The sequence below is a fragment of the Pseudomonas sp. GW821-FHT09C09 genome, from assembly GCF_059418105.1.
The window spans coordinates 514,233-536,171 of record NZ_JBWKPF010000001.1 but is presented as its reverse complement, the minus strand read 5'-3'; the positions used below and the strand labels follow the sequence as shown (position 1 = coordinate 536,171).

The 21,939-nt window shown below is 61.1% G+C and carries 27 protein-coding genes; all 27 read left to right on the top strand.

Annotated elements, in window-relative coordinates:
- Positions 1-17 precede the first annotated feature (17 nt).
- The 27 genes from AC07NR_RS02655 (at position 18) to AC07NR_RS02525 (ending at position 21,936) form a co-directional block, all read left to right on the top strand.
- Positions 18-599 (top strand): phage tail assembly protein, encoded by a 582-nt coding sequence (locus AC07NR_RS02655; RefSeq protein WP_423205017.1) that lies wholly within the window; start codon positions 18-20, stop codon positions 597-599.
- A 128-nt stretch (positions 600-727) separates the two neighbouring features.
- A complete protein-coding gene (locus AC07NR_RS02650; RefSeq protein ID WP_495077746.1) occupies positions 728-2,923 on the top strand; it encodes a phage tail tape measure protein in 2,196 nt (731 codons plus the stop codon).
- Positions 2,920-3,303 carry a phage tail protein gene (locus tag AC07NR_RS02645; RefSeq protein ID WP_248738153.1) on the top strand — a complete coding sequence of 128 codons (384 nt, stop codon included), beginning with the start codon at positions 2,920-2,922 and terminating at the stop codon, positions 3,301-3,303. The genes AC07NR_RS02650 and AC07NR_RS02645 overlap by 4 nt, the downstream gene beginning before the upstream one ends.
- Complete coding sequence (locus tag AC07NR_RS02640; protein ID WP_423205019.1) at positions 3,296-3,508, top strand: tail protein X; 213 nt, start codon at positions 3,296-3,298, stop codon at positions 3,506-3,508. The genes AC07NR_RS02645 and AC07NR_RS02640 overlap by 8 nt, the downstream gene beginning before the upstream one ends.
- A 9-nt stretch (positions 3,509-3,517) precedes the next feature.
- Positions 3,518-4,546, top strand: coding sequence for a phage late control D family protein (locus tag AC07NR_RS02635; RefSeq protein WP_248738152.1), 1,029 nt, complete (start codon positions 3,518-3,520; stop codon positions 4,544-4,546).
- A gap of 62 nt (positions 4,547-4,608) precedes the next feature.
- On the top strand, positions 4,609-5,193 hold the full coding sequence (locus AC07NR_RS02630; RefSeq protein WP_102621403.1) for a phage tail terminator protein: 585 nt from the start codon (positions 4,609-4,611) through the stop codon (positions 5,191-5,193).
- Positions 5,190-5,369 (top strand): DUF2635 domain-containing protein, encoded by a 180-nt coding sequence (locus AC07NR_RS02625; protein ID WP_007954893.1) that lies wholly within the window; start codon positions 5,190-5,192, stop codon positions 5,367-5,369. The genes AC07NR_RS02630 and AC07NR_RS02625 overlap by 4 nt, the downstream gene beginning before the upstream one ends.
- Entirely contained in the window at positions 5,369-6,865 is a 1,497-nt protein-coding gene (locus AC07NR_RS02620) for a phage tail sheath subtilisin-like domain-containing protein (RefSeq protein WP_248738150.1), read from the top strand. The genes AC07NR_RS02625 and AC07NR_RS02620 overlap by 1 nt, the downstream gene beginning before the upstream one ends.
- Before the next feature lie 67 nt (positions 6,866-6,932).
- Entirely contained in the window at positions 6,933-7,280 is a 348-nt protein-coding gene (locus tag AC07NR_RS02615; RefSeq protein ID WP_007908779.1) for a phage tail tube protein, read from the top strand.
- Positions 7,277-7,573 carry a phage tail assembly protein gene (locus AC07NR_RS02610; protein WP_003222226.1) on the top strand — a complete coding sequence of 99 codons (297 nt, stop codon included), beginning with the start codon at positions 7,277-7,279 and terminating at the stop codon, positions 7,571-7,573. The genes AC07NR_RS02615 and AC07NR_RS02610 overlap by 4 nt, the downstream gene beginning before the upstream one ends.
- A 130-nt stretch (positions 7,574-7,703) precedes the next feature.
- The gene (locus AC07NR_RS02605) at positions 7,704-9,392 is read left to right on the top strand and encodes a phage tail tape measure protein (RefSeq protein ID WP_495077745.1); all 1,689 of its coding nucleotides are present in this window, start codon (positions 7,704-7,706) and stop codon (positions 9,390-9,392) included.
- Positions 9,379-10,614, top strand: a complete 1,236-nt coding sequence (locus AC07NR_RS02600; protein WP_495077744.1) for a DNA circularization protein — start codon at positions 9,379-9,381, stop codon at positions 10,612-10,614. Before AC07NR_RS02605 ends, AC07NR_RS02600 begins: the two co-directional genes overlap by 14 nt.
- Before the next feature lie 3 nt (positions 10,615-10,617).
- Positions 10,618-11,661, top strand: a complete 1,044-nt coding sequence (locus AC07NR_RS02595; RefSeq protein ID WP_495077743.1) for a phage baseplate assembly protein — start codon at positions 10,618-10,620, stop codon at positions 11,659-11,661.
- Between the two features lie 29 nt (positions 11,662-11,690).
- Entirely contained in the window at positions 11,691-12,200 is a 510-nt protein-coding gene (locus AC07NR_RS02590) for a phage baseplate assembly protein V (RefSeq protein ID WP_305837020.1), read from the top strand.
- Positions 12,200-12,598, top strand: coding sequence for a phage GP46 family protein (locus AC07NR_RS02585; RefSeq protein WP_096819584.1), 399 nt, complete (start codon positions 12,200-12,202; stop codon positions 12,596-12,598). The genes AC07NR_RS02590 and AC07NR_RS02585 overlap by 1 nt, the downstream gene beginning before the upstream one ends.
- A complete protein-coding gene (locus AC07NR_RS02580) occupies positions 12,588-13,631 on the top strand; it encodes a baseplate J/gp47 family protein (RefSeq protein WP_495077742.1) in 1,044 nt (347 codons plus the stop codon). Before AC07NR_RS02585 ends, AC07NR_RS02580 begins: the two co-directional genes overlap by 11 nt.
- Positions 13,619-14,218, top strand: coding sequence for a YmfQ family protein (locus AC07NR_RS02575; RefSeq protein ID WP_248738144.1), 600 nt, complete (start codon positions 13,619-13,621; stop codon positions 14,216-14,218). The genes AC07NR_RS02580 and AC07NR_RS02575 overlap by 13 nt, the downstream gene beginning before the upstream one ends.
- Before the next feature lie 11 nt (positions 14,219-14,229).
- Positions 14,230-15,381 carry a phage tail protein gene (locus AC07NR_RS02570; RefSeq protein ID WP_248738143.1) on the top strand — a complete coding sequence of 384 codons (1,152 nt, stop codon included), beginning with the start codon at positions 14,230-14,232 and terminating at the stop codon, positions 15,379-15,381.
- Positions 15,378-15,893 (top strand): phage tail protein, encoded by a 516-nt coding sequence (locus AC07NR_RS02565; protein WP_495077741.1) that lies wholly within the window; start codon positions 15,378-15,380, stop codon positions 15,891-15,893. The genes AC07NR_RS02570 and AC07NR_RS02565 overlap by 4 nt, the downstream gene beginning before the upstream one ends.
- Before the next feature lie 127 nt (positions 15,894-16,020).
- Positions 16,021-17,061 carry a phage tail protein gene (locus AC07NR_RS02560; RefSeq protein ID WP_248738141.1) on the top strand — a complete coding sequence of 347 codons (1,041 nt, stop codon included), beginning with the start codon at positions 16,021-16,023 and terminating at the stop codon, positions 17,059-17,061.
- Between the two features lie 7 nt (positions 17,062-17,068).
- Positions 17,069-17,650 (top strand): tail fiber assembly protein, encoded by a 582-nt coding sequence (locus AC07NR_RS02555; RefSeq protein WP_495077740.1) that lies wholly within the window; start codon positions 17,069-17,071, stop codon positions 17,648-17,650.
- An 83-nt stretch (positions 17,651-17,733) separates the two neighbouring features.
- Entirely contained in the window at positions 17,734-18,660 is a 927-nt protein-coding gene (locus AC07NR_RS02550) for a glycine-rich domain-containing protein (protein WP_305837025.1), read from the top strand.
- Positions 18,660-19,127: a phage tail assembly chaperone gene (locus AC07NR_RS02545; protein WP_495077739.1), complete on the top strand. Its 468-nt coding sequence runs from the start codon at positions 18,660-18,662 to the stop codon at positions 19,125-19,127. Before AC07NR_RS02550 ends, AC07NR_RS02545 begins: the two co-directional genes overlap by 1 nt.
- A 41-nt stretch (positions 19,128-19,168) precedes the next feature.
- Entirely contained in the window at positions 19,169-20,056 is an 888-nt protein-coding gene (locus tag AC07NR_RS02540) for a gp53-like domain-containing protein (protein WP_134825685.1), read from the top strand.
- Positions 20,057-20,503 carry a phage tail assembly chaperone gene (locus AC07NR_RS02535; RefSeq protein WP_248738137.1) on the top strand — a complete coding sequence of 149 codons (447 nt, stop codon included), beginning with the start codon at positions 20,057-20,059 and terminating at the stop codon, positions 20,501-20,503.
- A gap of 18 nt (positions 20,504-20,521) precedes the next feature.
- On the top strand, positions 20,522-21,682 hold the full coding sequence (locus AC07NR_RS02530) for a glycine-rich domain-containing protein (protein ID WP_495077738.1): 1,161 nt from the start codon (positions 20,522-20,524) through the stop codon (positions 21,680-21,682).
- Positions 21,682-21,936, top strand: coding sequence for a hypothetical protein (locus AC07NR_RS02525; protein ID WP_432218786.1), 255 nt, complete (start codon positions 21,682-21,684; stop codon positions 21,934-21,936). Before AC07NR_RS02530 ends, AC07NR_RS02525 begins: the two co-directional genes overlap by 1 nt.
- Positions 21,937-21,939 lie beyond the last annotated feature (3 nt).

The following is a 21,939-nucleotide window of genomic DNA, read 5'->3' as shown; positions in this document are numbered from 1 at the left end:
ACCAAGGAATTCCTTTCATGTCGTGGATGCCACCCAAGCATGACCTGCTGTCGCCGATCACCGGTGACGACGGCTCGCAGATCGAATCGATCCAGCTCAAGCCGCTGTTCTACGCCGCCCAGAAAGAAGCGCTGGAACGCGCCGGCGACGATGAAGACGATCAGTTCTTCGAACTGGCGCTGCTGGCCACCGGGATGTCGGTCAAGGAACTCGACCAGCTCAAGCGCCCGGACTACGTGAGCATCGCGCAGTACGTGCACGAGATGTCGACCCGTCCGGCGTCGTACTTTCTCGACCAGGTCGAAGACGCGGAAAAGTCCGACGACCCCGATCAGGTGCAACTGCTGCAACCGCTCGCCGTCACCGGCCGCACCGTGACCTCGCTGAGCCTGGAAATGCCGGCGCTGCGGGCCACCAAAGTGATGAAGAAACTGAAAACGGCCAAGGAACGCGCCGAGTTCATCACCGCCCATTGCACCGGACTGATGATCCCCGATCTGGCCCTGATGAGCGTCCCGGACTGGACGCAATTGCAGGTGCGCATCGACGATTTTTTAAACCAGCCGGCGGCCTTCTTTCAGAACGCGACATCGAAGTAATCCTCGATATCGTGCCGCTCATTTACCCGGTAAGTGAGGCGGAAATTCTGGAGTGGGACGCCGAAAAGGCGTTGCGCCGCTACGACATAGCGATCACTCGCCTTGGCGTGAAACAGGAGTAGAGCGGCATGGCAGAGAGCAAATTTGCGCTCACATACGCCAATGAGAGTGGCAACGCAGCAGCCGGGTCGGCGGTGGCCGATGGCTTTGGCAAACCGCTGCAGGACTTGAATCTGACTATGGCGCTGGCCAGCGTGGATATTCGCTTGCTCACGCAGGAACAGATCAAGCTGCGGGAACTGCTGGTCAGCCAGCAGTCGTTGTTCAAGGTCGTCACGGCACCGCCAGCCGCCAATAGTGAGCCGAAGTCAAAACTCAAGGCGGAAATCGAGCAGCGCCCGCCACCGAAAACACTGCAATCGGCGATGGCCAACGAGACGGCGCTGTTTGAGTTGAATCAGGTGCTGCACCTTAGCAACAAATCACTTCAGGCATTCTCGGAAAAGAACCTGGAAATCGCCAGTGACAAACGGGTTGCCCCCAGCGGGGCTACCGGCGCGGATCTGCTGCAAGTGCAGCTCGCAGCGCTGCGGTCCGGCATCAGTGATGGTCTGAAGGGCGAGCAGAAAACGGAGGCGTTACAGGATTTCTCCCGTGATGCCGCCATCAATGCCTCGGCCTTCAAGATCGATGTCAAGGCGGCTGGAGAAATGTTGTCGGGCTGGCGCACCACACTGAAGCTTGATCGGGTGCAGAGCCAGGATCTGGCAGACGCGACCCATTACCTTGGCAACAGTGGCCTGAACGTCAAAGCCGCGGACATCGGCTCCGTCGTTCAAAGCGCCGGTGAGGGCGCCAAGGCTGCCGGGATGACACCCGAGCAAGTGGCTGCACTTGCGGCGGCGTTCCTCAACAGCGGCGCCAGCAAGACAGATGCCGCAGCGGCGCTGAAGAGTTTCACGACGGTTCTGGGCAAGGGAGAATCCGCATCGTCGGCGCAGCGTTCGGCCTGGGCCGACATAGGTCTGAACCCGGAGTCGCTCGCGCGCGGGATGAGTGACAATGCACCCGAAACGATCAAGCTGGTTCTGGAACAACTCAAGCAACAGCCTGAAGAGAAACAGGCTTCGCTGACTAAAACGCTGTTTGGCAACAACGATGCAATCCTCGAGTTGTTGAAGAAACCTGAGGATGTTCAAACGGCGTTCAAGCTGGTTGCTGACAAGTCCCTGTATGCAGACTCGGCGAGAAAAACCGCTGAGGCTTATGGCAATACATCGCAGGGGCGCTGGAATGCGCTGGATGCGAGTCTCAACCGGCTGTCCACGGCAGTCGGCAATGCATTGGCCCCGGTGACGGACGGCTTTGCCATCGGGCTCACTGCGATGGTCAATGGACTGAGCGCAGCCGCCGAAACTTTCCCGTTCGTCACCGCTGCACTGACATTGCTTGGTGTGGCTGCCACGCCGTTCGTGGCGGGCGCTCTGAAAACCGGCGTGTCTGCGGTGCTTGATGCGGTCTCCACGAGACTTCTGCGCCTGGCCGCGGCACGTTTACCGTCCGAAGTCGGCGATATGCTCACCGGTGACGATGACAACGGTGGCGGCCGCAAAAAGAAACGATCGGCTCGCAAGTCGGGTCAGGGCAAGCAGGCCAAAGCCTCTGCGAAAGGTGCCAAGCCCCGCACTCCCGCTGTTCGTCAAAGCCTGGGCAGTCGACTGCGCGGTGCAGCGATGAAGGTCATGCCTTCGATCAAACGTGCGTCTGCCAGGGTCTTGCCTGCAGTGCGGAGCGTCGGAGCCAGGATTATGCCGATGCTTTCTCGGGCGGCACCTTTGGCGGGTAAGGTCGCTGTCCCGTTGATGGTGGCGCACGCCGCTTACACAGGTCTCAAAGGCTTGCGTGACGGTGATGAAAAAGCGGTGGGAAGCGCAACGGGTGAGCTGGCGGGGACAGCCATTGGCGCTCTGGTCGGCTCGTTTATTCTTCCAGGTATCGGTACGGCCATCGGGAGTATTGCGGGTGGATATTTCGGCTCATTGGCGGGAGAAGCATTCGCCAGCCCGCCCGCCGACAAACTCGCTGCGCCGGGAGATGTCGCGAAAAACCTGGTCAACGCTCCCACCCAAAGTCAAAACCAGCAAGTCACCTTCTCCCCACTGATCCAGGTCACCTGTCCGGCACCGGACACTGCCGAGCAGATTCGCACGATCATCGGGCAACAACTGAGCGGGCAGTTCCACGGCCAGTTCCTGCCGCTGTTGACCAACAACCCGCTCGCCACCCGCCGCGACGCAGCCCTGACCGATGGAGGCGCCACATGAAACAACAAATGGCCCTGGGCAGTTTCATCTTCGGACTGTCCCGGGATTTTGCCTACAGCACGCTGTCGCGAAAATCCGAGGGTGGCTGGACCGAGCTGCAGATCCTCAACAGCAAACCCAGATCCCATCAGACAGGACAGAAGCCTGAAACCCTGACCATTTCCGGCACCTCGATGTACGCCGTGGCGATGGAGCGGCTCGATGAGCTGCGTGCGCTGCAAGCACTGAGAGCACCACTGCCGTTGATTGACGGCATTGGCCGCAACTGGGGTTTGTGGCGGATCAACAGCATCGACGAAAACCAGAGCGAGGTCATCGATGACGGCACCGCGATGGTGATCAAGTGGGTCATCGGATTGTCGGAGTTCAACAATGCGTAAGGTACGAAGCGTGGCCGGCGATTCGGTGAATCTGTTGCTCTACCGCGAAACCGGTCGCAGCGATGACAGCGCCGAAGAAGCCCTGTGGGCACTCAACCCGACCCTGGCCGAGCACGGCCCGATTCTGTCGGCCGGTGTCTGGGTGACACTCCCGGAACTCGATAGCAGACCCGCCGCGATCAAACCGGTTCTGGCCTGGGATTAAGGAGGCAGCATGGCACAGGGATTTACGCCGGCGATCGAAATCTACGGCGCCAACAAGGACCTGCTGAACCAGCGCCTGATCAGTTGGGAGCACATCGATGCCGCGGGGATGGAGTCCGATCAACTGACGCTGGTACTCGACCTGGAAGGCCTTGAAGGCTTGCCGACTCTGGGCGGAACCATCGGCCTGCGGGTGGGGTATCTGGAGACCGGACTGGTCGAAAAGGGCCAGTTCAAGGTCACTCGACTGACACCGACGCTGTTCCCGCTGCGTCTGACGCTGGTCGCGACCGCCGCGCCTTTCAGCGGCAAGGACGAAACCGGATTCAAGGAACGGCGCACGGCCAGTCATGGCCCCACGACGCTTGGCGGGCTGTTTCGCAAACTGGTCGAGCCGCACGGTTTCTCGCCGCGCGTCGATCCCGAACTGGCGCTGATCAGGATCGCTCATGTCGACCAGTCGAACGAAACCGACATGGGCTTCATCACACGACTGGCGAAAAAGTACGACGCGGTGGCCAAACCGTTCAACGACCTCTACGTACTGGCGAAACCGGCGCAGCTCAAAAACCTGTCGGGTCAGGTGATACCGGATGTGAGGCTGTCGGTGACCCACAACAATCGGCCGGGCGATCACGCCTTTATCAGCGCCACGCTGGAAGAGACCGCCCGCACCCAGAATCAGGGTTGCAAAGTCTGCTGTTGGGACGCCAATGCCGGCAAGCAGGTGGAGGTGAAAACCGGCTCGGCGCCCTACAAGGTCGTTCGTCAGAAACAGGCCAGTGTGGAAGAAGCCAAAGCCATCGGCGAAGCCGAAGTGCGCAAGATGCTGCGCGAGAAATACAAGCTGAAGGTCACCTGCCCGGGCGATCCGCTGCTGGTTGCCGAGGGCCTGCTGGTGCTCGATGACACCTGGCCGGACTTCATGCGCGGTCGCTGGTCGATTGAAAAGGTGACTGCCAGCGGCAAGCCCGAAGAAAGCTATCGCTGCCTGATCGAAGCAAACGGCCGGGATCCCGAGGCAAAAGCCAAGGACTGATCCACCCGATCTCACCACCACACCCCTCACGGTGGTCACTCACAAAACCTGGAACGCTCCCCATGAAGATCTCCCCGATCCTCACGCAGCTGCGTGCGCAATGCCCAAGCCTTGCCGGCCATATCGCGACAGGTGTCGACCTGGCGCTGCTGCAAGGCAACCCGAATCTGCCGACCCCGTCGGCCCACGTTTTACCGCTGGCCGATCTGGCCAGCGCCAGCACCGCACAAAACTCCGCCAGCCAGCCGATCCGCGACCGCTTCGAAATCATCCTGGTACTTGATGCCACGGACGCCACAAAAGCGCTGGATCTGTTGCACGACCTGCGTGCCGAAGTGTGGCGGGCGCTGGTGGGTTTCAAGCCCGGTTCCGACTACAGCGCCATCGTTTATGACGGCGGCGAAACGGTCTCGATCAACAGCAGCCGCGCGTTCTACCGGCTGCGCTTTTTTGCCGAGTTCCAGCTGGGCCGCAATCTGCCAAGTCAGCCTGCGGAGAGTTGGCACGAACGTGAACTGGACGGTTTGTCGTCCTTTACCGGGGTCACCGTGCGGGTCGATGCGATCGACCCGGCCGACCCCAACCTGAAACACCCGGGCCCTGACGGGCGCGTGGAAATGACTTTCTCTGGAGACGTAACCCCATGAGCAACCGCATCACCGTAGTGCCGGCCGCCGGCCGTGCCGTGCCGGACCCGGAAGCAGGCGACCTGCTGCCACTGGAAGGCCGTGAAGTGCTGGACAGCGCCTGGTGGCGCCGGCGTCTGGCCGACGGCGATATCACCCTCAAAACCGCAACAGCTAAACAAAAGGGAGCCAAATAATGGCGATCGGATTCAGCAACATTCCTGCGGACATTCGTGTACCGCTGTTCTATGCCGAAATGGACAACTCGGCCGCCAATAGCGCGTCCTCGTCCATGCGCCGCCTGATCGTGGCGCAGGTCAACGACAATATCGCCCCGAGCGAAGTCGGCAAACTGGTGCTGGTTTCCAGCGTGGCACTGGCCAAGAGCATTGGCGGCCAGGGCTCGATGCTGGCGTCGATGTACGAGACCTTCCGCAAGGCCGACCCGATCGGTGAGATCTGGTGCCTGCCGCTGCACAACGCCACCGGCGCTATCGCCAAAGGCGTGTTGACCCTGACTGGCACCGCAACTCAGGCTGGCGTGCTCAACCTGTATGTCGGCGGCGTCCGTGTACAGGCCACCGTGGTCAACGGTGCCACCGCTGCCCAGGCGGCCACCGCCCTGGCACAGAAAATCAACGCCACCGCCGATCTGCCGGTGAGCGCTGCGGCCGCCGAAGGTGTGGTCACCCTGAACGCCAAATGGACTGGCGAGAGCGGCAACGACATCAGCCTGCAATTCAATCGCCTGGGCAAGAGCAACGGCGAAGAAACCCCGGCCGGCCTGACCACCGCCATCACCGCCATGACCGGCGGCGTCGGTGTTCCGGATCAAGTGGCTGCCGTTGCCGCACTGGGTGACGAGCCGTTCGAATTCATCGCGCTGCCATGGTCCGACCTGGCCACCCTGAACACCTGGCAAGCAGTGATGGACGACAGCACCGGTCGCTGGTCGTGGGCCAAGCAACTGTTCGGTCACGTCTACAGCGCCAAACGCGGCACCGTCGGCACTCTGGTGGCAGCCGGTCAGGCGCGCAATGACCAGCACATGACCATTCAGGCGCTGGAGCCGGGCGTTCCGCAACCGGTATGGGTACAAGCCGCTGCACTGGCTGCACGTACTTCGGTGTTCATCTCCGCCGACGCCAGCCGTCCGACCCAGAGCGGCAGCCTGCCAGGCGTCGATCCGGCTCCGGCCAGCGAGCGCTTCACCCTGACCGAGCGTCAGTCGCTGCTCAACTACGGCATCGCCACCGCGTACTACGAAGGCGGTTACGTGCGCATCCAGCGCTCGATCACCACCTACCAGAAGAACGCTTACGGCCAGGCCGACAACTCGTACCTGGACAGCGAAACCATGCACCAGTCGGCGTTCATCGTGCGTCGTCTGCAAAGCGTGATCACCAGCAAATACGGTCGCCACAAACTGGCCTCCGACGGCACCCGTTTCGGCGCCGGCCAGCCGATCGTCACTCCGGCGACCATTCGCGGTGAACTGATCGCCCAGTACGCCAAGCTCGAACTGGAAGGCCACGTGGAAAACGCCGAGCTGTTCGCCGAGCACCTGATCGTCGAGCGCGACGTGCAGGACCCGAGCCGCGTGAACGTGCTGTTCCCGCCGGATTACATCAACGGTCTGCGCGTGTTCGCACTGCTCAACCAGTTCCGTCTGCAGTACGACGACGTCGCCTGATCGGCCCGTTTGAGACTGTGATTTCAGCCCACCTCGCGTGGGCTTTTTATTTGAAGGGAGTAACACCATGGGTCAACTGATTGCAGGCACCTGCTACGTCAAGGTCGACGGTGCACAACTGACCATCAATGGCGGCTGCGAAGCCCCGCTGATGGCCGTCAAACGCGAAACCGTCGTGCCGGGTTTCTACAAGGAAACCGACATCGCGCCATCGTTCAAGGTGACCGCGCTGCACACCGCCGACTTCCCGCTGAAGAAGCTGATCGAAGGCACCGACATCACCGTCACCTGCGAATTCAGCAACGGCAAAGTCTATGTGCTGGCCGGTGCCTACCTGGTCGAAGAACCAGTCTCCAAGGGCGATGACGCCACCATCGAACTGAAATTCGAAGGCATCAAGGGGACCTGGCAATGAGCGGCGCCGTGAAGCTTCAGGTTGCGATCGAAGCTCACGGCGAGCCCCTGACCGAACTCGTCCTGCGCCGTCCGACGGTGCAGGAGGTGCGAGCGATCAAGGCGCTGCCGTACAAGATCGACAAGAGCGAAGAAGTCAGCCTCGACATGGACGTGGCGGCCAAATACATCGCCGTGTGCGCCGGCATTCCACCGTCGTCGGTCAACCAGCTGGATCTGGCTGACCTCAACGCGCTGAGCTGGGCCGTTGCGAGTTTTTTCATGAGTGCGGCGTCGGAGCCATCACCGACCTGATTTCGGTCGCCTATGACCTGGCCTGGTTCTGGAAGGTTGACCCCGAACAGATGATGGCCAGGCCACTGGATGTGCTTCGCGAATCGCTGGAGCACGCGCAACGGATCAATGCGATGCAGCAGGTGCAGTGATGGCAGACGAAGAAAAGAAAGAGAAAACCTCGGTGCTGCTGACGGGCATCGATGAACTGTCGCCCAAACTCGGCGCCCTGCGAGTAAAGGTCGAGAGTTTCAAGAAAAACCTCGAACAGACCGGCCTCGGCAAACTGGACATCAGCGGTCTGTTCAAGGGCGGCAGCGTGATTACGCCGTTCGTGGACGGCATCAAATCCGCCGCCGCCTTTCAGGGCAAGCTGAGCGAAGTCAGCGAGACGGCGAAAACCGTGGATCTGCCCGCCGCACCGAAAGCCGCTGCGCAGAACATGAACGTGTTCAGCGCGTCGATGGAGAAGGTTTCCACGGCGGTGAATGCCGCCCTGGTGCCGGCGGTGGGCGCGGTGGTCGTCGGACTTGAGCCGTTGATGACCGGGGTGGGCAACTTGCTCAATGACAATCCCGAGCTGGTGCAGGGCCTCGCGGCGGGAGCTATCGCGTTCTCGACGATGCAGACCGCCGTGGCCGGTGCGACTCAGGTCTTCGACGTGATGAGCATGGTGATGAAGGCCAACCCGGTCATGCTGATTGCCACCGGCATCGCCTTGGCCGCCGGTCTGATCGTGGCTTACTGGAAACCGGTCTCGACGTTTTTTATCGGGCTCTGGCAGAAAATCGCCCCGGTGGTTATGCCGATGGCCGAGTTTTTCAAGACGATGTTCAGTTACACGCCTTTGGGGATGTTGATCAGTAACTGGGGGCCGGTCACCAAGTTCTTCAGGGGATTCTGGCAAGGTCTCAAGGCCGTGGCAGTGCCCGTGATCGAGTTCTACAAATCGATGTTTGCCTGGACTCCTCTAGGGATGATCCTCAACAACTGGGGGACAATCAGCCCGATATTTGCGGCAATTTTCGGGCGCATCAAGGAAAACGTGGCCTCGACCTTCGCGGCCCTGAAGGAGGGGTTCGGCTGGACGCCACTGGGCCTGATAGTGAACAACTGGGGACCTGTCACCGGATTGTTCGCAGCCATCTGGGACTTGCTGGCAGCGCTGGTTGTGCCACTCAAGGAGACGTTGCGCGGGATTTTCAACGACTACATTCCGATGGACAGGATCAACGAACTCTGGGGCCAGGTGCCTGCGTTCTTTGCCGAGAAAACAGAATCCATTCGTGCGGTGATGATGGCGCTGGGCGCCATTTTCGGCCTGCCGTTCATGGGTTCACCGCTGGAAATGTTTGATTTGAAGTGGGCCCCGCTGACCGATCGTATCCGTGAGTTTGCGGACAAGATCGAGTCGTACATGGCGCCGATCAGGGAAATGCTTGGCGGCAGCTTCGGCGGGTTTATCACCAAGATTACCGGCAAGATCGAAGGCCTGTCCGAAGCTCAGAAAAAAACCAATGCCGAAGGCAAGGGTGAGCTGGCGCCGGCGTTCTTTGGCGGCAACAGCGAGTCAGCGTCGAATGGCTTGTCGGGCTCCGGCATTGCGCAGGATAAACCTGCTCTGCAGGGCGGCTCACTGTCGCAAACCTCCAACAGCCTGATCCAGCAAAGCGCCGCCAACAACCGCACGCAACTCGAAGGCGGCCTGACGGTGCGCTTCGAAAACGCGCCGGCGGGACTGCGCACCGATCAACCGCAAACCAATCAACCGGGGCTGGCGCTCAGTTCGCGCATCGGCTATCGCTCGCTATCGGCAGGAGGTTCCAATGAACTGGCGTGACCGTTTGTTGCCGGCATCCTTTCGTGGTGTCGGCTTCTGGATCGACCAGGCGAAAACCCCGGTCGGTCGCAAGGGGCAGTTGCATGAATACCCGCAACGCGACCTGCCGTTTTTCGAGGATCTCGGCCAGCAAGCCAAGACCCACGACCTGACGGCGTTCATCATTGGTGCTGATTGCCTGGAGCAGCGCGACAAGCTGCTCCAGGCCCTGGAGCAGGGCAGCGGCGAACTGGTGCATCCGTGGCTGGGACGTTTGCAGGTCAAGGTCGGCGAGTGCGACATGACGCACACCCGTCAGGACGGCGGGATGGTGACCTTCAGCCTGAAGTTCTACCCGGACCGACCGCTGCCGTTTCCGACGGCGACGGTCAGCACGCAGAAAGTGCTGCTGGCCAAGGCTGACGGTTTGCTCGGCTCGGCGGTGGCGCGCTTCGAACAGGCGATGACCCTGATCAAGGCGGCGCGGATCGGCATCACCAATCTGCGCAACAGCCTCACTGGCGTGTATGACGTGATCAAGGAGCAACTCAAACCGCTGATCGCGCAATACAAGCAGATCACCGAACTGGTCAGGGCCGTCAAGGAACTGCCCAAGGAAGTGGCGGCGGAGTTCAAGGGCTTGCTCGGCGATATCAAGGAGCTGAAGGAGTTCGCGAAGGAGGGCTACCGTGGCGTGATTGCCGACGTGTCCCAACAGATCGAAGCCATCCGCAAGGCCGACGCACCGAAAATCACCACCGGCAAGGACACCACCGCTGCGGCGCAGGCCTTGGCCAATCTGGTGCAGGACACCCTGATCGTCAAAGTGGCGCAGTGGGTGGCGTCGATGCCGGTGGCGTCGACGCCGGTGAAACTGTCGTCGACACCTTCGCTGGACCAACAATCGAAACAGCCGGTCAGCCGTCAGGAAGTGCCGGTCACGGATGATCTGCAAACGCTGCAAAAAGCGTTGAACGAAGTGCTGCAAATGGCTCAGGACAAGGCCGATCCCGCGCACTACCAGGCCATCGGCGATCTGAAGGAGGCGCTGAATGGGCACTTCAAGGCTGTGGCGTCGTCCGGTGTGCGACTGGTCAGCAAGACTTTCCAGGAAACCTTTCCGGCGCTGGTCGTGGCCTACAAGCAGTTTGGCGACGCCACTCGGGTGACCGAGGTCATTCAGCGCAACGGGCTGTCTCACCCGAGCTTCCCACCCAACGAAGTCAAGGTTTCCAGGGAGTGAGCCATGAGCGAGACTGACAACCGCGTCACGCTCACCGTCGGCAACCTGGAATTCGGTGGCTGGAAAAGCGTGGAGATCTCCGCGGACCTGGAGCGCCAGTTCCGCACCTTCAAACTCGATATCACCTGGCAATGGCCGGGGCAGACCGTGGATCAGCGGATCAAGGCCGGCGACCCGTGCGAAGTGCGGATCGGCCAGGATCTGGTGCTCACCGGTTATGTCTTCAAGGCCCCGATCAGTTATGACGGGCGGCAGATCAGCCTGAGCATCGAAGGCAGCTCCAAGACCCAGGATCTGGTGGATTGCGCAGCGCGAAACAACCCCGGCCAATGGCAGGATCAGTCGCTGCTGAGCATCGTCCAGGCCCTGGCCATGGAGTACGCGTTGATGGTGGTCAACGAAATTCCCGAGACCGCACGCCTGAGCAAACACACGATTGTGCCGGGTGAAACGGCGTTTCAGTCGATCGACCGTCTGCTCTCGCTGTACCGGGTGTTTTCCACGGATGACGCCGAAGGCCGGCTGGTACTCGCCAGACCGGGCAGCGGCGGCCGCGCCAGCGATGCACTGGAGCTGGGCAAGAACATTCTCTCGGCCAATGCGCCGATGGATTTCAGCCAGGTGTTTTCCGAATACCGGGTGATCGGCCAGCAGAAGGGCAACGACAAGAAGAGCGGGGCGGCGGCCAGCGAAGTGGAATCGACGGCGGCCGACCTGAGTTTCAAACGCCGGCGTACCACGATCATCAACGAAGGCTCGCAACTGACGTTCGAACTGGCCCAGCAACGGGCCCAGTGGGAGAGCGCCACGCGCATGGGCCGGGCGCTGACCACGACTTATCAGGTACAGGGCTGGCGTCAGTCCAACGGTGACCTGTGGCGTCACAACACCCTGGTGCGGGTCAAGGATCCGGTGCTTGGCTTCGATGAAGACATGCTGATTTCCAAGGTGACGTATTCGCTGTCGGCGCAGGGCTCGGTGACCACCCTGCAAGTGGCACCGCCGCATACCTTCGACGCGAACCCGACTCCCCCGAAAAAGACCTGAGCCCGACACCGCCCTCCAAGGAAAACCCTATGAGCCTACTGACACGCCTGCTGGCGCGCGGCACTGTCGTGCTCGCCAGTTCGGCCACCAAGCTGCAATCGCTGCAAATGCGCCTTACCGCCGGCGAAGTGAACGATGACCTGGAGCACTTCGAACCCTACGGCTTCACCAGCCATCCGCTGGCCGGCGCCGAAGGTGTCGTCACGTTCCTCGGCGGTGACCGTTCCCACGCCATCGCCCTGGTGGTCGCTGACCGCCGTTATCGCCTGCAATCGCTGGCGGCCGGCGAGGTGGCGATCTACACCGACGAAGGCGACAAGATCCACTTCAAGCGCGGGCGGATCATCGATATCGAAACCGCCACGCTCAACATCCGCGCCAGCACTGCCGTGAACTTCGAGACGCCGGTGATCAACCAGACCGGCAAGATCGTTTCCAAAGGCGATCAGGTGGCCGCTGGCATCAGCCAGATCAAGCACGTGCATGGCGGCGTGCAGGGCGGCAGCGGCCAGACCGGCGTGCCGGCGGGAGGTCAGTGATGCTTTTCAGTCAGAACCTTCACGCCGCGCTGACCCGTTCAGTGCTGATCAGCCTGTTCTCCTGGCGCCGTGCGGCCGACGACGATGCCCTCGACGACGAGGAGCGTTACGGCTGGTGGGGCGACACCTTTCCCACCGTGGCCGACGATCGCATCGGCTCGCGGCTGTGGCTGCTGCGTCGGGTCAAGCTGACCCGGCAGACCCAGATGGACGCCGAGTTCTATGCCCGCGAAGCCCTGCAATGGCTGATCGACGACGGCCATTGCAGCGCCATCGACATCATCAGCGAACGCCTCGACGCCCAGCGCCTGAACCTGCGTACGGTCCTGACCCTGGCCGACGGCGAACGCCTGGACATCAACCCCGATAACAGTTGGCAGGTGATCTATGCCGTTTGAAACCCCTTCGCTGCCGGTGCTGATCAAGCGCACCCAAAGCGACCTGGCCGGCGATTCGCTGCGCCAGTCCGATGCGCAAGTCCTGGCCCGCACCGTCGGTGGTGCCGCTTACGGTCTGTATGGCTACCTTGACTGGATTGCCGAGCAGATCCTGCCCGACACCGCCGACGAGTCGACTCTGGAGCGCATCGCCGCGCTGCGCCTGAACCAGCCGCGCAAACCGGCGCAAGTCGCCACCGGCAGCATCAGTTTTACTGCAACTGCGGGCGCGGTGCTGGATGTAGATACGCTGCTGCAATCGAGCGATGGCCGTACCTACAAAGTCACCACCGCGCGCACCACCTTCAATGGCAGTAACACCACCACCATCGCGGCGCTGGATGCCGGCAGCCTCGGCAACGCCGATGCCGGACTGGCGCTGACTCCGGTGCAGCCGATTGCCGGCGTTGTCGGCAACAGCTTTGTGGTGCTGGCGCCGGGACTCAATGGCGGTGTGGCACGGGAAAGCCTGGAATCGTTACGCTCGCGAGTGATTCGTTCCTATCGCGTCATTCCCCATGGCGGCTCGGCCAGTGACTACGAAACCTGGGCGCTGGAAGTGCCGGGCGTAACCCGCGCCTGGTGCCGTGGCGGTTTTCTCGGACCGGGCACGGTCGGCGTCTACATCATGCGTGACGACGATCCGCAACCCGTGCCCACGGCCGACCAATTGGCCGAGGTGCAGGCCTACATCGAACCCTTGCGTCCGGTGACCGCCGAAGTGCATGTGCGGGCACCGGAACAGAAAGCGGTGACCTATCAGTTGAAGCTGACACCCGACACCACCGCCGTACGTGCCGCCGTCGAAACCCAGTTGCGCGATCTGCACAACCGCGAAGCCGACTTGGGTGAAGACCTGCTGATCAGCCATATCCGCGAAGCGATCAGCAGTGCGGCGGGTGAAACCGACCACGTCCTTTCGGCCCCTGTGGCGAACGTAGCCGCCGGTGACAGCGAACTGCTGACCTTCGGGGGTTGCGTATGGCTGCCATAAGAACCGCCGCGCAATACCAGGCGCAACTGCGCGCCTTGCTGCCCAGCGGCCCGGCATGGGACCCGGAGCGGGTGCCGGAGCTGGAAGAGGTGCTGCAAGGCGTCGCCGCCGAACTGGCGCGTCTCGATGCCCGCGCCGCCGACCTGCTCAACGAGATGGACCCGGCCGGCGTCAGCGAACTGGTGCCGGACTGGGAACAGGTGATGAACCTGCCCGATCCGTGCCTCGGCGCAACGCCGCTGTTCGACGACCGCCGCCTCGCCGTGCGCCGCCGCTTGCTGGCGGTCGGCAGCCAGGCCGTCGGCTACTACCTGGAAATCGCCAGAAGCCAGGGTTACCCGAACGCCACCATCACCGAATTCGAAGCCCCGCGCATGGGCCGTTCGCGTTTCGGTGCGGCGCATTGGGGCACCTGGGAAGCGCAGTTCATGTGGACGCTCAACACCGGTGGCCGCCTGCTGCTCGGACGGCGTTTCGGCGCGAGTTACTGGGGCGAACGCTTCGGCGTGAATCCGGGCTCGGCGCTTGAATGCCTGATTCACCGGGCGGCACCGGCGCACACCAGGGTGCACATCAATTATGACTAGGGAATAACGTAATGGATTATCCGAAGAGTGTGCCCAGCGCCGGTCTGGTGGATGGGAAATTTATCGATGAAAACCCGCTGACCGGGACACCGGGATCGTTGATCCCGGCGAACTGGGGCAACGGTGTCACGCAGGAAATTCTTAACGTGATCACGGCCGGGGACCTGACTCCGGACGAGAAGAAATACGATCAGTTGTTGCAGGCGATTCGCAGCGTTTCGAGCAAGGGCTGGACGCTGGATTCGGCACTGCCGATTGGCTCGTTGCCGTTGCCGACGATCGCCAGTGCAGAGGGTCGACTTTCCGTGACCGGCAGCGCGGCGGCTACCAGTGGCGGCAAGGTCACGGTTCCCCCCGGTGTGCCGGTCAGCCTGGGCCAGGAGGTTGTGGACGGTCAGTTGGGCAGGTCGCGTACTTTCACCACGCAAAGCTGGACCAGTGCAGATCTTTTACCTAACACGGGGTATTTTTTGCGTGCTCAGGTGATCGCCGGTGCACTGACGTTTTATGTGCAGCGTGGTACGCCGACTGACGCAGTGCCTGCCTCTCTCAAAGGCACCGCAGATGGGGTGGGAGGCGGCGGTTTTCCGTCTACCAGTCTGGATATGTGCGTTGCCTGGATTCTGACCGGAACCGTTGGAACCTTGCCTTCGGTTCTGACGATCTATAACCGGGCACGGCTCACCTGGAGCCAGACGGTCAATGGGACCGGCGTGATTTATCTGCCTCTGGATCCGCATGCACGAGCGGCACGACTGACGGTCGGCAATCCAACGCCGTCAGCCACGTTGGTAACGAACGTAGGGTTCTCGGAGGTCGGCTGGGTGGGGTCCAGTTACACCTTTCTTTCGCCTGGCACGCAGGCGATCTCGGGCAATCCGGCAGGATGGACTGGCAAATATCCAACCGTCATTACCACCAACAATGAGGTAGGGGATGTCACGGTATCGACATTGTCTGCCAGCTTTGATCATTCGCAACTCCGCTCGTTATGGCAGACGTTCCAGTCTCAGCATGGCCTTGGCTCCACGAGCGCATTGAAAGACGAGGCGTTGCATGGCATCGGCATCAAAAATCATCCTGTCACCGATTACACCTCGGGTATCGGGGTCAATTTCAGCAATGCCGTCAATGTTCATATTGTGTGGGAGTTGCTCCGATGAAAGTGATTCAGGACCTTCATCAGTTCGGTGACGAGTTGCGTACGCCACAACCTGCGCCCGACCACGAGTGGGACGGTCAACAGTGGGTGTCGAACCCTTTGAAACTGGCTGCACTCGAACAACAAGAGGCCGAGAGCCTTTGTTCCCGAGTCGATGCTGTCGCCGACAGTGCGCGCAGCGTGTTGGCAGGTGATCCGCTCAAGGCATTGGAGTACGCCCAGGCAGCTATTGACGCTCAGGTCTATCAGAATGCCGGCTACCCGAAAAAGGAAGTACCGCTGTCCGTTGCTGCCTGGGTCGCCAAAGGCCGGTCGGCGAAGCAGGCGGCCGAGCAGATCCTCGACAAGGCTGCCCAGCTGAGCGAAAACCTGCTGACCCTGCGAACCGTGCGCCTGAAAGCCAAGACCCAGATCCGTGCGTACGCTAGCAAAAGCCAGATGGATCAGGCTCGCGCTGCCGCCGATGAGGCGCTGCAGGCCATTCGTGAACTAGTGGCGCCTCCAGCCCCGTAATCGCAGTCCGCCTTACCCAAGCCCACTTCATGTGGGCTTTTTATTTTCAGAAACTGAAATGTTTGCGCCGTTGCGAAAGTCTTCGCGCCGCCACGTTTCATTTGTCATTACAGAGGAACGAGTACCCATGGATTACCCAAAAAGTGTCCCCAGCATCGGCCTGGTCGATGGCCGCTTCGTCGATGAAAACCCGGTGGCGGGAACGCCGGGCTCGCTGATTCCGGCGGTGTGGGGCAACAGTGTCACCGAAGAGTTGCTGGGTGTGATCAAAGCGGCCGGCATGACGCCGGCCGAAGGCATCAACGATCAGTTGCTCTCGGCTTTCAAGAAGCTTCTGAGCCTGGCCAGTCCCATGACCTCGCGGGTGACGGAGGTGTCTGCCTCGAAAGCGTTGATCGCCGATGAGCTCGGGCTCGTACTGATCAGCGCTAATGCGGCTGATACCACCATTACCTTGCCGGCAGTGAGTGCGCTGGCGGGAGTACGGGATGTGATCGTCCGTCGTACCGACAACAGTGCCAACCGATTGGTGGTTCAGGCCGCCGGCAACGACCGCATAAGGTTTCACACGCATTTGTCCGCCAGCGGTTATCCGTTTCTGGTGCTGGTGGGGGCGGGTGACTGGTGGCATCTGCGCAGCGACGGTTCGGGCAACTGGTGGCCGGTCGGGCGCTTCGATACGACGCCTTTGGGGCGGATTGTGTTCGAAAGTTCGACCACCTTGAACCCTGGCGGTTATGGCGCGTTGAACGGTCGGGAATTCCTGCGCGCCGAATGGCCCTGGTTGTGGGATCACGCTGTTCAATCCGGAATGCTGCGTGCCGAAGCCAGTCGTGCTGGCGGCTGGAGCAGTGGTGACGGCATCAAGACATTCCGCGGGCCGGAGGTTCGGGGCGAATTCATCCGGGTGCTTGATGAACAACGCAACATTGATACCGGGCGAGTGGCCGGCTCCTGGCAAAACGGCACCAACATAACCGGTGATAACGGATACGCGCCGGCCGTTCACGGGATCGGCGACCTTTCGACGGTCGGAACCGATCCGACAACGTTCGCGGGTCTGGTTTATTGGACCGGTGCTACGACGGCGGAAAATCTGGTGAGTGGCTATTGGGGGATGACCCGTCCCAGAAACGTTGCGTACCCCGGTCGATTGAAACTTATTTGAGGTGCATATGGCTTATTACTATGTGAATGAAAGAACGCAGGAGTTGAACGGCCCGGTCGAGTTGCCGGTCATCCCGGGCATGGGTGTCGTTCTTCCGGGCAACGCTATCGAATTGCCCGAGGTGCTGCCACCGGCCGAGTCGGGTCATGTCTGGGTGTGGCGTGACGGAGCGGCGTTGCAACTGATCGATTTGCGCAACCGACCGGTCTATCGCAAAGACAACGGCAACTTTTTCTACTGGAACGAACTGGGCCCGTTGCCCGAGTACCTGACGCTCAAACCGCGCCCGAGCGAGTTTTATGTCTGGGGCACCGATGACTGGGTCCTGGATGTCGCGGCGGAGCGCGCGGGTAAAGTCGCCGAGGCTGACGTCGAGCGTGACAATCGCCTGCGTGAAGTGGTCATTCGTGTCGCACCGCTGCAATACGCCTATGAGTTGGGCGAGGCTTCCAACGAACAGTTGACCGCTCTGCAGGCGTGGAAACGCTACACCGTGAAGCTGGCGCAGATTGAGTTGCAAACGGATTATCCGTTGACCATCGACTGGCCTGTAGCACCGGCCAAAACGGCTGTTTCGCCTGCTGCCTGACTGAACCTATCCCCCTTATCAATCTCACAGGCGGACGATTGCTGCCAGCATCCGGCTGCCTGTAGATCCTCGGAAGTGCAGACGTGGACTATCCAAAAAGCATCCCCGGCGTCGGCCTGGTCGACGGTGGTTTTATCGATGAAAACCCCGTTGCCGGCACGCCCGGGTCGTTGATCCCCGCCGCCTGGGGCAACAGTGTCACGCAAGAAATTCTCAACGCCATCAAGGCGGCCGGGCTGACGCCGGACGAGAGCAAAACCAATCAACTGGCCACGGCCATCGGTGCGCTGGTGGACTTCACCAAACTGAAGAACACCCCGACCACCCTGGCCGGTTACGGCATCACCGATGCGGTCGGGCGACTGCTGGCGGTCAGGCAGATCGAAACCGTCGGGATCACGGTTTACAAGCCGAACCCGAGAGCCAGACGGATTCGCGTGCGGCTGGTGGGGGCGGGTGGCTCGGGGGGTGGATGTGTACCCATCCCGGCGAATTATCTAGGCATCGGCGGTGGCGGCGGGGCGGGCGCTTATGGGGAAAGTCTGTATGACGTCACGCCGGAAATGCTGACCGGTGTTCCGGTCACTCTGGGCGCCGGCGGTGCCCCGCGTAACGCGGTTGGCCAGGCCGGTGGCGGCGCTTCTTTCGGTTCCTACCTGAGTGTTTCGGGAGGCTTGGGCGGCCAGACGATTACCGTCCTGACGTCCCCAACGGCGTCCGGCTTTGTGCAAGGCGGTTTGGGAGGGCAAGTCGTTACGGGCGGCAACCTCTGCAGTGCTCGGGGCATCACCGGCACCTTTGCGATGTACAACGGTAACTGGGGAATGGTCTGCGGGGGCGGAGGCCCCAGCCCGTTCGATGGCGGTGCGCCGCTGATAGGTGTGAACAGCATTGGTATTGCCGGTGTTCGTGGCTCGGGAGGAAGTGGTTCGTGCTCGAACAATGCATCCGCATCAGTCGTGAGCGGCGTCGGCGGCAACGCCTTCTGTGAAATCTGGGAGTACGAGTAATGGCCCGTTATGCACGTATTGAAAACGGTGTCGCGGTCGAAGTGATCGACACCGGTGACTACGCGATCGAGCAACTGTTTGCGCCGGCGTTCGTCGCGGCGATGGTGCAGGTGCCCGAAGGTGCTGATGTTGAAATCGACGCGCCGATGTCTGAGTTGACGCCCGCTGTCGAGCCTCTGCGCGAACCGCCAGTTCCTGAAGTCGCTCAGGTCGCAATGGTTGAGGACAACGAGTCTTTGACGGCTGCGCGCGCCTGGCGCCAATCCGCACTTGCGGCCACCGAATGGCGGGTCACCCGCCATCGCGATGAGCAGGAGCTGGGGCGTGGGACAACGCTCAAGGCCCAGCAATACCTGGAGCTGCTCGAGTACCGCCAGGCATTGCGCGACTGGCCCGATTCCGGCGCATTCCCGTCATCCGTTTCTCGGCCATCAGCGCCGCAGTGGCTGGCCAACCCAATTGGCTGAAGCCGTCACGCTACCCATGTTTTCAGATAAGGAGATAAGCCTTGGACTATCCCAAGAGTGTTCCCAGCGCAGGTCTGGTGAACGGACAGTTTGTCGATGAAGACCCGCTCAAAGGCTCGCCGGGTTCATTGATCCCGGCGAGCTGGGGCAATGGTGTCACGCAGGAAATTCTTGGTGTTGTGCGTGCGGGCGGCCTGACGCCGAGTGAGGCGTCAAATACTCAATTGTTGGGTGCTCTTCGCGGTTCTCAACTGTTCCAGACCGCTGCGCCATTCGATGTCAGTCGTTCGGCGGCGACGTCCGAGTTTGTTCAGCGAGCACTTGGCAACTATGCCAGCGCGCGCGGTGTGTCTGCGGCCACGCAACTGACGGCTGCGGATGTCGGATGTTCAATCGGCCTGGGTGGCAATTCGTCATACACCGTGACCTTGCCGGACATCCTCAGTGTGCCCAACGGCGCGACGATCGGCTTTCACTGTCGCAGCAACGCAGCGATCACCATTGCCTGCATGGGCAGTACGCAGATAAGCCCGCAAGGCGCTTATCTGAGTTCGATTGTGATGAACAGTGGCGAGAGTGCCAACGTTGTCAAAGAGAACGGTATCTGGACGGTACACGGTACGGCCAGTCTGAAATATGCCCCACTGTTTTCCGGCCTGGTGGCCAATCCCGGTTATCAAAAGCACCTCAGTGGGAATATCGATCAGTGGGGCTCAGGTATGTCGAATGCCAGCGGGAATGTCGTGGTGACGTTTCCGATCTCGTTTCCCAGGGGATTCTTTTCGCTCGTGGCCACTCACGCCGGAGGTGATGCAGCGATGCTCGCGTTGATTGCAGTCAACCAACAGGGCTGCACGCTGAGAATCCGTGATGCGGCCGGCAGCCTCGCCGCCAATTGTTCCGTGAGCTATTTTGCAAAGGGCTATTGAATGAACCCCTTCAACGTGTTGTTCAGCGCCAGTACCCGGGGCGCCTATGTACCGGGTATCAACTCGTCGGACATTCCCGACGATGTCATCGAAATTCCTCAGGCCTACTGGACTTCGCTCCTGCAAGAGTTGGCGGTCACTGCGAAGGTGATTGGCGTGCGGGCCGATAACGGTTTTCCGATCCTGGTTGATCCACCACCGCCGACGGCAGACGAAGCCGCTGACATCGAACGCCGCTGGCGCACCGCACAACTGGCAGCCACCGATGGTCTGGTGGCCCGCGACCGCGATGAGCTGGAGGATGGCGGCGGCACCACACTGACCACCGAGCAATATGCCGAACTGCAAACATTTCGGCGCGCGCTGCGGGACTGGCCACAGGCTTCGTTTTTCCCGTTCAGCGAGCATCGTCCGGTGGCGCCGCGCTGGTTGGCAACGGCACTCTAATGGATCAGGGAAACTGAAATGGACTATCCGAAAAGCGTTCCCGGCATCGGGCTGGTGAACGGCAAGTTCGTCAATGAAGACGTTGTCGGCGGGTTGCCGGGATCGCTGATCCCCGCGACCTGGGGCAATGGCATCACCGATGAGCTGCTGAATGTCGTCAAGTCTGCCGGACTCGAACCCAGCGAAAACGATGCGACGCAGTTGTTGCTGGCGATCAGGAAAATCAGCCAGAGCGGTGAAGATAAACATGCAGCGGATATCGGCGCTGCCAATCTCTACATGGCCAATTATGTGCCGGCCATCACTGCGTTGAAGGACGGGCTGACGCTGCGCTTCACGGCAGGCAATGCCAATACCGGCGCGAGCACTTTTGCACCGAATGGTCTTCTGCCCAAACCGCTATTGAGTCTGGCGTTGAGTGCGTTGCGACCTGCCGAGATTGTGGCGGGCAGTGTGTGTTCTGTGGTTTACAGCGCCGCGCTGGACAGTTGGCTGCTGGTGTATGCAAGTGGTGGCAACGCCAACAGCGGCCGTTTGTTGGGTATCAAGACGTTCACCGCTTCAGGTGTCTATGTACCGACGCCAGGCATGAAGAATGTGTTGGTCAAAGTCCTGGGAGGTGGTGGAGGTAGCTCGGGTATCGGCGCAACCAACGGCAGTCAGGTTTCACTTTCCGGGGGCGGGGCCTCCGGTAGTTACGCCGAAGCGTGGATTTCTTCCGCCGCAACAGGCGCCAGCCAGGTCATAACCGTGGGGGCAAAAGGCGCCGCGGGGGCTGTGGCAGCAAGCGCCGGCCCGGGTGGGACCAGTTCCTTCGGTTCCTTGGTATCTGCACCGGGCGGCGGCGGATCTCCCTATGTCGGAGTCATCAATATCACTGATTTTGGCTTGTTCGTCGGTGGCTTTCCGGGTACGAGCGCTACCGGCGGCAGCATCGTTAACAGTGCGGGTGCGGCCGGCAGTCCGGGAATCAACGTCACCGGATCGATTCTGGCCGGGCATGGTGGGAACTCTCCTTTGGGCGGAGGTGGTTTTGGCAGCAGTGTGGCAATGAGTCTGGCAGCACCGGGAACCGGCTACGGATCCGGCGCCGGCGGCATTGCCAATGCCCTCACTCAACCGGGCAGGCCTGGCGGTTCGGGCGCCCCCGGCGTCGTGATCATTTACGAGTACGCCTGATGAAAACCTACGCACGCATCGTTAACGACACGGTGGTCGAACTGTTCTCGACCGACGGAAACATGGTCGAGATGTTTCACCCGGATCTGCTCTGGGTCGATATCACCGAGATCACTCCAGCACCACAAATCGACTGGTCGGCGAACTTCGGCACCCTCGGCTGGGTGTTTTCGTCGCAAGAAGACATTGCCCCTGATGGCGCCCTGAAAACCCTGGCAAAGAAATGGCTGACCGGATTCGGTCGCCAGCCGTGATTC